The organism is Streptomyces sp. NPDC003016, assembly GCF_053591455.1.
On sequence record NZ_JBSFTV010000082.1, the window covers coordinates 1 to 10,607 of the forward strand.

The following is a 10,607-nucleotide window of genomic DNA, read 5'->3' on the forward strand; positions in this document are numbered from 1 at the left end:
TCGAGGGTCTAGACTCGCCAATTTTGCACACTGGGCTTGCAGTTGTGCGCAAGGAGTAACCGAACGGGTGACGGAGGGACCTGTGTACGCCGAAGCCGGGCGCGCGACCTGCCGCTGGCCGCGCTTCCGCTGCTCCTGGGGACACACCGGATCATCGAGGCGGTGATCCGGCGCTCCGGCGGCGGTACGGGCCCTGCCACCGTCGCCTGGGCCGTCATCACCCTTCCCCTGCCGGCGTTGTGGGTGCCGGTGGGCGTGGTGTGCGCCGCGCCGCCGCACGCCCGTCGGCGTCTGCTGGTTCCCCTGGCCGTCGCGGTCGCGACGGCCGCGTCACTCGCGTACTGCCCCGCCACCCGCCCCGTGACGGCCGAGATCCGTGGTCGCACGCTCGGCTACGTACTCGACCTGCCGCATCCGGCGCTGCTCGTCGCGGGCTATTTCCTTGCCACCGTCGGCTCCCTGCTCCTTACCGACGACCGCCGACTGCGGCTGCTCGGGGCCCTGGTCGCCTTCGGGGCGGCGGTATGCGCGGCGTTGTGGCGGCCGGGATTCATCTCCGCCTGGTGCGCGTTCGCGGCGGTGTGCCCGGTCGTTCCGCTCGAGTGGCACCACCGGTGCCCGGCGGCCTCCGCGCCGCCAGGCACACCGGCCGCAGGGCTCTGACGCGGTCTGCCCCGGTCCCCGCCCGGTATGGATCAGCCGTGAGTCGTGCTGCGCAGACTGGGTACCGTGCCACCTAGGTGTCGCGCCGAAGAATGATCATGAGAGATCCCGCTCCGGGTACGGACGACGTGCCCGCCTCTTCCCGGCGGCTTCGCGCAGACCCGTCCGACTGAACGGAAGGTGAGAAACATGGATCGTGAAACCGGACTCGGCGGCGGGGTACGGCTGCTCAAGAGCGTCCTGCGCCGTGAGCGCCACCACTACTCGGCCGGCGAGGAGCGCCCGCTCCCCGGCTACGCCGCTTCGCTGGCCGCGTTCGGCGCGTACGCGGCCGGATGGACGGCTCTGGTCCGCCGCTCGGGCCGGCCGTTGCCCAGCCGCCCCGACCCCCGGGACCTGGTGCTGATCTCCGCGGCCACGTTCCGGCTGAGCAGGTTGTTGAGCAAGGGGTCGGTGACCAGTCCGCTGCGCGCTCCGTTCACCGAGTTCGAGGGGCCGGCGGGCCCGGCAGAGCTGAGCGAGAAGAGCCGCGGGGGCAGGCGCAAGGAAGCGGTCGGTGAGCTCGTCACCTGCCCGTTCTGCCTGAGCGTGTGGGTGGTCACCACGCTGACCGCGGCCCAGCTGATCTGGCCGCGGGCGACCAGGACGGCGACGGGCGCGCTGACCGCCCTGGCGGCGGCGGACACCATGCAGCTGGCCTACAGCACGCTCGTCGGCAAGGCCACCAAGGCCTGAGCCGGCCCGCCCACGCCGTGGGTCCCCCCGTCCGAACACGCCGCAGCAGCAGCTTCGGCCCGGCCCCACCGCGTGGGGCGTCCGGCGCGGCCGCAGGACCGGGCGTACCCGCCCCGGCGTTCCGGGAGCGCCCGGGACGGTGACCGGAGCGCTCCACCGCACCGCCCGGTGCCCATCGGTCACGACGCCACCACCGTCAGGAAGGCAGCAGAGCCCATGAGCGAACCGGCCCGGCCCGCCGTGTCCGACGCCCGCCCCCGCCGGTCGATGGCCGTCTGCGCGCTGCTCGGCGCCGCGCTCATGGCCGCCGTCGATGAGATCGTGTTCCACCAGATCCTGGCCTGGCACCATTTCTACGACCGTTCCACGCTGTCCGTGGGCCTGCTCTCGGACGGTCTGCTGCACACCGCCGAACTGCTGGGTCTGGTCGCCGGGGCCGCCCTGTACGCCGACCTGCGCCGCCGCCGCGCGCTCGCCCCGGCACACGCCCGGGCCGGGCTGATCCTGGGCCTGGGGGCCTTCCAGCTCTTCGACGGCGTCGTCGACCACAAGCTGCTGCGCCTGCACCAGATCCGCTACGGCGTCGACATCACCCCCTACGACCTGGCCTGGAACGGCGCCGCCCTGGTCCTCCTGGCCGTCGGCGGCGCCCTGGCCGTCCGTGCGGCGCGCCACGCGCCCAGCGGGCGGGCGGCCGGGTGACACCGGCTCACACCCACCCCGCCTTGGCCGACGCGGTCCCCGGAACGGCCCAACTGCTCGCCGCGGCAGGCGCGGTACTGGCCGTCGCCGTCTACCTGACGGCCGCCGCCCGTCTGCGCCGCCGCGGCGACGCCTGGCCCCGCCGGCGGGACGCGTCCTTCGCCGCCGGCGGCATCGCACTGGCCGCGACCGCCACGGTCACGCCACCGGGCGGAGCGTTCACCGCCCACATGGCCCAGCACCTCGTCGCCGCCATGGCCGCCCCTCTGCTGCTGGTCCTGGCCCGGCCTCTCACCCTCGTCCTGCGCACCCTGCCTCCAGGACCCGCCCGCCGCGGCCTGCTGGCGACGGCGCACTCCCGGCCCGCCGCCTGGCTGGTCTTCCCGCCGCTGGCGGCTCTGCTGGACGTCGGCGGCCTGTGGATCCTCTACCGCACCCCGCTGTTCGCCGCCACCCACGACCGGCCCCTGTTGCGCGCCGCGGTCCACCTCCATGTCCTGGCCGCCGGGCTGCTGTTCACCTTCGCCGTCTGCCGACTCGACCCGCTGCGCCGCCGCTGGAGCCTGGCCTGGCGCGGCGCCGCCCTGCTGGCCGCCGGGGCGGCCCACGCCGTCCTCGCCAAGACCCTCTACGCCATGCCTCCGCCCGGCACCGCCTTCACCGAGGCCGACCTGCGCACCGGCGCCCAGCTGATGTACTACGGCGGCGACCTGGTCGAGGCCGCGCTCGGCGCCGCACTGGCGGCGCAGTGGTACGCCGCCACCGGCCGCGCCCGGGCGGCCCGGGACCGGCGCCGGCGCAGTCCCGCTGCCGCCCCGGCCCACAGACCTCCGCGGACCCGGGCGCGTACCCGGCCCGAAGCGGTCGCCGGCACGTGTCCGTCCTCACCCCAAGCAGTCGTCCCGGTGCCCGCGCAGCTCCACCGTGGTGACGACGCGTGTGAGGGCGGGAGGCCGGGGGACTGAACCGAACCCGAAGCGCACCGGAGGATCGACCGGAGCGAGCGGGCCGAGGCCGTTTCCCTCGAAGACGGCCGCGGCGGCGGTGACCGGCCGGAGATCCAGCGCGCCGTACCACCCCCGGCGGCCGGGGCCCGAGCTGCCCCGGGTCCGTACGCCGGGCAGCAGCCGGGCGGGAAAGTCCACCAGCGCCGCCCACGCCGGCCGGGTGGCGAGCGGACGGGGCACCGCCCGCAGCAGCAGCCCCAGAGGGCCCCGCGCACCCACCGTGAAACGCAGCTCCAGCGGCCCGGCTTCGACAGCCCAGGACGTACCTTCCACACTCACCGTCACCGGTACGACCCGCACCTGGTCGAACGTGTAGACGCCGGCGACGAAGTCGCCGATCGGCCGAGTCGGTGCGAGGAGGAGACGTGTGCCGTCGGCCTGTTCGAGCATGACGTCGCTGAACGGACCGAACGGCGACCGGACCCAGTGCCCGAGCACCACCCGGGTGCCGGAGGAGGTTCCGACACCGGCGATCCAGCCGTCGAACTCCAGACGTGTGCCTTTCACGGCGCATGAATTCCCCGCCGCCGACATCGCGAAGCTCCTGCGTGCGCGCATGGGCGTTTCCTGAGCACGCGAACCCGGTCCGAGACCAGCCGTCCGGCAGCAGCTGCCGGGCCCCGCCCGTATGCCTTCGCACCAGCTCGGGAGAGATCAGCCCCATGCCCCCCATGCCGCCCGTCCCCGCCCTGGACCGCCGCATCGAGCGGCTGCGCGCGATCGCCCGGTCGGACCAGCGGTTGGACGGCGTCCTGCTGTACGGCTCGTGGACCCTCGGTGAGGCCGGCGCCCACTCCGACATCGAGGCGTACCTCTCTGTGCGGGACGCCCACGCCGACGACCTCGTGCGCGGGGAGTTCCACGTCGAGCCCGCCGGCCCCGGCATCAAGGAAGTCCCCTCCCGGAGCGGACAGGTGCACCTGCCCGCGCCGGGCGCCGCCGTCCTGCTCGACCGCGGCGGGCGCCTGACCGCGGCGGCGCGCAGACTCTCCGGCTTCCGGCCGCCCGGGCCGCTCACCACGGCCCAGCGGCTCACCGGCGAACTCGCCGACCGGACCCTCGTGCTCGCCCACGTGCCGGCCCGCGGCGAGACCGCCCGCGCCCCCACGCCCTGTTGCACAGCGTCATCGCCCCGCAGCAACTGCAGCTGTGCCGACTGCCGCGCGACTCCACGGCGCACTGGCTCACGCCCAGCCGGGCCCTCGAAGACGGCCTGCTCGTGTCCGACCGCGACCGCTACACCGCCACCACCGCCCCCGCACACCAGGAGGCGGTACGCACAGCGGCACAGCGCAGCCGGCAGTGGAGCCACGGCCTGGCCTGCGAAGCGGCGCAACGGTGGGGCATCGGTCTTCCGGTTCAGCTGCACCAGGAAATCGGCGCGTTCCTGAGCCGGGGCTGACCGCACCACCGGCGCACCACCAGCCGGGCACACCGCGCCCGCGGCCCCGGTCCTGCCGCCGGCCACCGGGAGGCTGCGATCCACCGGCGGCCTTGCGGAGAGCCACCGGCGGGCGCCCTCCGCCACCGTGCTGATCACCGTGGGCACGCCGCCCGGAACGGCCCTGTTCTCGTATAACTACGGCGAACGGCCATGCAGCGCTGCGTGATGCTCGGTGTCGGGCCTCGCGCGAGGGCCGGTGGTACAGCGCCTCGATCGCCCGCTCTCTTCCCGACGGGCGGAGAAGGCACCCGCGGCAGCCGCCAGGACTGTCGCCTCCGCGGCCCGTTCCGGGAGTTGCGGGTCCGGATCGGCACGCAGGAGCACCAGCTGGTGGTAGAGCGGCGCCGTGGCGGCGATCAGCAGGCTCCGCGCGTCCGTGTGCTGTGCGGGGAGTTCGCCGCGCTCGATGGCGCGCTCGACGAGGATCTCGCACTGGGCGTACCGGTCCGCCCACAGCTGCGTCTGGGCCCGCGCGGCCTGTCCGGAGTGGAACGAGGCGGCCATCAGGGCGACGGCGAACGACGGCTGTACGACCAGGGACTCCTGGATCTCCTGGTTGAGGGCCGTCAGATCGCCGCGCAGGGAGCCGGTGTCCGGCGGCTGCCAGTCGATCTCGCCGGCGGCGCCGATGACGTCGACGAGCAGGCCGCCGACATCGCGCCAACGCCGGTAGACCGTGGCGCGGTGTACTCCCGCCCGCGTCGCGACACCCTCCACCGTGAGTCCTTCGTGACCGCCTTCAGCGAGTTCGGCGCGCACCGCATCGAGAACCTGGGCGCGGATGCGGGCGGTGCGACCGCCCGGACGGCGGTCCGACGTCGTGGCCGGTGGGTCTGTCATCGGCAATCAGTATCCGGTTGATCAAGGGGTCTGGGCTGTGCCAGCATCTTAACGCGACAGTTGTCGCCCTAGGTCCACTGGAGAGGAACCGCCTCCACGATGCCGCCCGTTCCCGCCGACCCCACCGCGCTCCACCCGATGCCCGAGCACCCGCGCGTGGTCCTGCTCAAGCCGTTGGTGAAGTCGCCGCTGATCGAGATCGGTGACTTCTCCTACTACGACGATCCGGACGACCCGACCGCGTTCGAGACGCGCAACGTGCTCTACCACTACGGTCCCGAGCGGCTGGTCATCGGCAAATACTGCGCGCTGGGGACGGGCGCCCGGTTCATCATGAATGGCGCCAACCACCGCATGGACGGTCCGTCCACCTTCCCGTTCCCCACCATGGGGGGATCCTGGGCGGAGCACTTCGACCTGATCACCGACCTGCCCGGCCGGGGCGACACGGTCGTCGGCAACGACGTGTGGTTCGGCCACGGCGCCACGGTCATGCCCGGTGTACGCATCGGTCACGGCGCGATCATCGCCGCCGGCGCCGTGGTCACCGGCGACGTCCCCGACTACGGCATCGTCGGCGGCAACCCCGCCCGGCTCATCCGCACCCGCTACGACGCCGCGGACATCGCCCGGCTCCTCGCCGTGGCGTGGTGGGACTGGCCCGTGCGGCACATCACCAGGCACGTACGGACGATCATGTCGGGGACCGTCGCCGATCTGGAGGAGGCCGCCGCGCAGACCGACCAGCCCTGACACCGCGTCCTCGCCCCACCGCCCGCAGCCGTCCGGCGCCGGAAACGAGTGAGCGCCCATGTTCCGTCGCCGCGCCCATGTCGGTGGTCGGCGTCCCCATCGTCAGCCATGTCCTGCCCTGCCTCGCGCTCATCCGTGAGCTGGCGGCCCGCGGACACCGGGTCCCCAGGCCAAAGACCCGTTCGTGGCCGACCGGATCGACTCCGCCGGCGCGGAGCTGGTGCCCTGCACCTCCACGTTGCCCGTCGCGGATAGCGACTGGCCTGCCGATCCCGTCACCGCGGCGAGCCTCTTCCTCGACGACGCCGTCCAGGCGCTCCCGCAACTGCGCGCCGCCTACGACGACGATCCGGCCGACCTGTACCTCTACGACATCGGCGCCTGTGCTGCGCGCGCCCTCGCCGAAGCGCAGGGCCGTCCCCTCGTGCGGCTGTCCCCGACGTTCGTCGGCCGGGACGGCTACCCTCCGTCTGCCGGACATGGCACAGCGTCCAGCAGGGTCAGCCGCCGAGGCGGTTTCATGCGCTCCAGGTTCGCCGGCCACTCCTTCGACGCGCGCCCGCCAGGTGTCCACCAGCTTCTCCGACACGTCGGCGAACAGGTCCGCGGGCAGCTCCAGCCGCCGCACCCGCCCCAGCTTGTTCACCTCGGTCAGCAAGCTCTCCAACCCCGGCGCCCCGGGGTCCGCCTTCAGCTCAGTGAAGTGCGACCGCCCGCTCCCGGCCGCCGCGCCGTCACCGTCGGCGCCTTCCCCCGCGACCAGGTCCTCCAGCCGCGAGCGCGTTGCGTGACTGAGGCGGTCCAGGGTGCTGCGACAGAACCGCTCCTCGAAGTCCTTGACCGCCTTGCCGACCAGCCGCCGGACCTGCCCCGGGGCCGGGGGCTCGATGTGCTCGTCGCGGCACCGGGCCACCACCGAGGCCGCCGGCCGGTCGCGCGACAGCTCCACCGGGCACAGCTCGGTCGCCGGCCACCCGGCCACCCGGTCCTGGTCCTCCTCGGCGTTCGCCCGGAACCCGTACGCCGCCCGGATCTCGCCCCGGTGCCGCCGGATCGCCTTGCTCTGCCAGTCGTAGTCCGGCCACGCGGCGGCGGGCACTTCGACCTGCTGGGCCACGTACTCCAGCGCGGCGGCCGGGACCTCCTTGGCCGACTCCGGGAACCGGGCCTCCACCTCGGAGAACTCCAGCAACAGCGCGAAGCCGAGCCTGGCCGTCCCGGATGTGTTCCGCACCCGCTTCTTGTCGTCTTCGTGCAGCGTCCAGACCTCGATCAGGTCCTCCGGCTCCCAGTCCTGCCGCACCCGTACTCCTCTGCCCCACCCGAGATCACTCGTTCAGCTCAACGAGACGCCCAGCGAGGGAGAACGACGACCACAGCATTCGCGCAGCGCTACATGTCCGTTGGCCGTGGCTATACGAGAACAGGGCCGGAACCGACGGGTCCGCGGATCTGTCCCGGGTCACAGCCGTGCCGGAACAGGTCGGGAGTCTGCTGCCCGTTCCCCGGGCGGTGCCCAAGTCGACCGTGCCGCCCGGCGCCAGCGGCAGGCTCGCCGACCCCCGTCCGTGGCTGCGTGAGCTGTACGCGGGTGTGGCCGGGCCGTGGGTCGTGACGCCCTCCACCAGTGCCGAGGTGAGGAACTGCCCTCCTTCCCGCCGCGATCCGGGATGCGCTGGAATAGCTCTCGCCACGCCGCCGAGAAATCTGCCGTGGCGAAGGTAGACATCTGGTTTCTCTGTGGCTAGAGTTTTTGGTGTAGCCGACGAAGTCAGCACAGCGCACCACAGGCGAAGACGAACTGGTGCGAGCAGTACACGGCACGGCAGTGGAGTCGTGGGGCCGGGAAGTGCGTGAAGGTCTCACTGCTGACTGCCGGGCCGGGCGGCCCCAGGGCCGCCGGCGGAACCATACGAAGAGCAGTGAAGAAAGACAGATCAGCAAGAGAGGAGTAGACGCCATCAGGATCGCCTGAGTGAGGATCCAGTTCGCTCAGGTACCGCAGGCCCCGGATGGGAAGGTGGTCCCCGGTCAAGCATTCACGATCCACGCATCTCCGGCCTCTTCGGCGGACGTGCGGAAGAACAAGAGTCGGCGCCGAGCGCCGATAGATGGTGTTCAACCCTTACGGGCCCCGGTGCCGCACGGCACCGGGGTCTATCGACGCGTCCCGTGAGAGGTGCAAGTGACCCCAGAAACCACACCGCAGACGAACAGCAGACTCGACGACGACGACTACCCCGCTTACACCATGGGGCGGGCGGCCGAGATGATCGGCGCCACTCCCGGCTTCCTGCGCGCCATCGGCGAGGCCCGGCTCATCGCGCCGCTGCGCTCCGAGGGCGGTCACCGCCGCTACTCCCGCTACCAGCTGCGCATCGCGGCCCGCGCACGCGAACTCGTCGACGGGGGTACGCCGATCGAGGCCGCCTGCCGCATCGTCATCCTGGAAGATCAACTCGAAGAGGCCCTGCGCCTCAACGAGGAACTGCGCAAGACCGGCGCGGAGGCGGGCGAGTCCCCCGGCCCTTGACCGGAGGGGCGGACGCGAGCCGACGGGCACAATTAATATCTGTGACCGCCGCGACAGAAATTAGCGCAATACGCGACGAGGATTTATGGGCTCCCCGGCCGAGCGATATTACTTGCCGCGCCCCGATGTCCGAGTCGTGCTACGGTAAATGCCAGTTGCAGTTGTGGTTCCCGAAGACTTCAAGTGTTCTTGCCTGCCGTTCATGTCGGCAGGCACACTTTTATATTTCCGGTGCTGTTTTCCGGAGGGGCGATCATCGCGGCGACTCGGGGCTCGCACAGTGCGGACCCCTGGGCACTGCCCCGAAGGAGATATGACATGGCTACTGGCACCGTGAAGTGGTTCAACGCGGAAAAGGGCTTCGGCTTCATCGAGCAGGAGGGCGGCGGCGCCGACGTCTTCGCCCACTACTCGAACATCGCCGCCCAGGGCTTCCGTGAGCTCCAGGAGGGCCAGAAGGTGAACTTCGACGTCACGCAGGGCCAGAAGGGCCCGCAGGCCGAGAACATCGTTCCCGCCTGACGCCGAAGCGTACGACGCAGCTGGGGCCCGCACCTTGGGGTGCGGGCCCCGGCTCGTTGCTTTTTTGAGGGCTCGCTCGTGCCCATGACATTACGAGTGGACATTTTCCCCTCCCGGCTCGGGAGCAGGGTCGTTTTTTCTTGGCTCGTTATTGTAATTCTCTGCGCTTTCCGTTGCTGCCGGGAATTCCTTGATACGTGCCGCATCGAGGAAGGTTCTGTATGAACCGCACAGCCGGCTCCAACGGCAGCTATTCCCGCACCCGCACCGACGGCGCGAGCCGTGGCGGCTTCCGCTCGCAGGTCCCCGGCCGTCAGGGCGCTCCGAGCCGTTCCGGTGGTTACGGCCGCCGCCCCGCCGGCCTCCAGGGGGAATTCGCCCTGCCGGTCAGTACGACGCCCGCCCTGCCCGCGGTCGAGGCGTTCGCCGACCTGGACATGCCCGCGCCCCTGCTGGCGGCGCTCACCGCGCAGGGTGTGACGGTGCCGTTCCCGATCCAGGCCGCCACGCTGCCGAACTCGCTGGCCGGACGCGACGTCCTGGGCCGCGGGCGTACCGGCTCGGGCAAGACCCTGGCCTTCGGGCTGGCGCTGCTGGCCCGCACGGCCGGGCAGCGCGCCGAGTCGCGCCAGCCGCTGGCGCTGGTGCTCGTACCCACCCGTGAGCTGGCCCAGCAGGTCACCGACGCCCTCACCCCCTACGCCCGGTCGCTGGCGCTGCGGATCGCCACAGTGGTCGGCGGTATGTCCATCGGCCGCCAGGCCGGCGCGCTGCGCAGCGGCGCCGAGGTCGTCGTGGCGACCCCGGGCCGGCTCAAGGACCTGATCGAGCGCCGTGACTGCCGCCTGGACAAGGTGAAGATCACGGTGCTGGACGAGGCCGACCAGATGGCCGACATGGGCTTCATGCCCCAGGTCACCGAACTGCTCCAGCAGGTCGCCCCCGAGGGCCAGACGATGCTGTTCTCGGCCACCCTGGACCGCAATGTCGACAAGCTGGTCCGCAACTACCTGACCGACCCGGTGGTCCACTCGGTCGACCCGTCGCAGGGCGCGGTCACGACGATGGAACATCACGTGCTGCACGTCCAGGGCGCCGACAAGTACGCCACGACCACGGAGATCGCCGCCCGAGAGGGCCGGGTGATCATGTTCCTGGACACCAAGCACGCCGTGGACAAGCTCACCGTGCACCTGCTGGCCAGCGGCGTACGGGCGGCAGCGCTGCACGGCGGGAAGTCGCAGCCGCAGCGCACGCGCACGCTCGACCAGTTCAAGACCGGACACGTGACCGTACTGGTCGCGACCAACGTCGCGGCGCGCGGCATCCACGTCGACAACCTCGACCTGGTCGTCAACGTCGACCCGCCGACCGACCACAAGGACTACCTGCACCGCGGCGGCCGTAC

The 10,607-nt window shown here is 71.8% G+C and carries 12 protein-coding genes; 9 read left to right on the plus strand and 3 right to left on the minus strand.

The features are described from left to right. The first annotated feature begins 42 nt into the window (after positions 1-42). From ACWDZ4_RS34680 to ACWDZ4_RS34695, 4 genes are all read left to right on the plus strand, one after another. Positions 43-663, plus strand: coding sequence for a DUF6629 family protein (locus ACWDZ4_RS34680; protein WP_451512365.1), 621 nt, complete (start codon positions 43-45; stop codon positions 661-663). A 189-nt stretch (positions 664-852) separates the two neighbouring features. Then, positions 853-1,398 (plus strand): DUF1360 domain-containing protein, encoded by a 546-nt coding sequence (locus tag ACWDZ4_RS34685; RefSeq protein WP_451512366.1) that lies wholly within the window; start codon positions 853-855, stop codon positions 1,396-1,398. Between the two features lie 216 nt (positions 1,399-1,614). Beyond that, the gene (locus ACWDZ4_RS34690) at positions 1,615-2,100 is read left to right on the plus strand and encodes a DUF2243 domain-containing protein (RefSeq protein WP_451512367.1); all 486 of its coding nucleotides are present in this window, start codon (positions 1,615-1,617) and stop codon (positions 2,098-2,100) included. A 23-nt stretch (positions 2,101-2,123) separates the two neighbouring features. Beyond that, positions 2,124-3,065, plus strand: a complete 942-nt coding sequence (locus ACWDZ4_RS34695; RefSeq protein WP_451512368.1) for a cytochrome c oxidase assembly protein — start codon at positions 2,124-2,126, stop codon at positions 3,063-3,065. Here ACWDZ4_RS34695 and ACWDZ4_RS34700 read toward each other — a convergent pair. Next, positions 2,985-3,665: a hypothetical protein gene (locus ACWDZ4_RS34700; protein WP_451512369.1), complete on the minus strand. Its 681-nt coding sequence runs from the start codon at positions 3,663-3,665 to the stop codon at positions 2,985-2,987. The two genes, ACWDZ4_RS34695 and ACWDZ4_RS34700, sit on opposite strands and share 81 nt — an antisense overlap. Before the next feature lie 556 nt (positions 3,666-4,221). Here ACWDZ4_RS34700 and ACWDZ4_RS34705 point away from each other — a divergent pair. After that, entirely contained in the window at positions 4,222-4,509 is a 288-nt protein-coding gene (locus tag ACWDZ4_RS34705; protein ID WP_451512370.1) for a hypothetical protein, read from the plus strand. Between the two features lie 177 nt (positions 4,510-4,686). Here ACWDZ4_RS34705 and ACWDZ4_RS34710 read toward each other — a convergent pair whose 3' ends face one another. Then, on the minus strand, positions 4,687-5,391 hold the full coding sequence (locus tag ACWDZ4_RS34710) for a TetR/AcrR family transcriptional regulator (protein WP_451512371.1): 705 nt from the start codon (positions 5,389-5,391) through the stop codon (positions 4,687-4,689). A gap of 99 nt (positions 5,392-5,490) precedes the next feature. Here ACWDZ4_RS34710 and ACWDZ4_RS34715 point away from each other — a divergent pair, with 99 nt between their 5' ends. Then, entirely contained in the window at positions 5,491-6,144 is a 654-nt protein-coding gene (locus tag ACWDZ4_RS34715; protein WP_451512372.1) for a CatB-related O-acetyltransferase, read from the plus strand. On the opposite strand, the gene ACWDZ4_RS34720 is transcribed toward ACWDZ4_RS34715, so the two are convergent. Then, the gene (locus ACWDZ4_RS34720) at positions 6,086-7,447 is read right to left on the minus strand and encodes a DUF4158 domain-containing protein (protein WP_451512373.1); all 1,362 of its coding nucleotides are present in this window, start codon (positions 7,445-7,447) and stop codon (positions 6,086-6,088) included. The two genes, ACWDZ4_RS34715 and ACWDZ4_RS34720, sit on opposite strands and share 59 nt — an antisense overlap. Positions 7,448-8,329: 882 nt before the next feature. Between ACWDZ4_RS34720 and ACWDZ4_RS34725 the strand changes: the two genes are divergently transcribed. From ACWDZ4_RS34725 to ACWDZ4_RS34735, 3 genes are all read left to right on the plus strand, one after another. Continuing rightward, a complete protein-coding gene (locus tag ACWDZ4_RS34725; protein WP_451512374.1) occupies positions 8,330-8,677 on the plus strand; it encodes a MerR family transcriptional regulator in 348 nt (115 codons plus the stop codon). Positions 8,678-8,995: 318 nt separating this feature from the next. Continuing rightward, positions 8,996-9,199 carry a cold-shock protein gene (locus ACWDZ4_RS34730; protein ID WP_006604711.1) on the plus strand — a complete coding sequence of 68 codons (204 nt, stop codon included), beginning with the start codon at positions 8,996-8,998 and terminating at the stop codon, positions 9,197-9,199. 221 nt (positions 9,200-9,420) lie between these two features. Next, a partial coding sequence (locus ACWDZ4_RS34735; RefSeq protein ID WP_451512375.1) for a DEAD/DEAH box helicase occupies positions 9,421-10,607 on the plus strand: 1,187 nt, incomplete at its 3' end.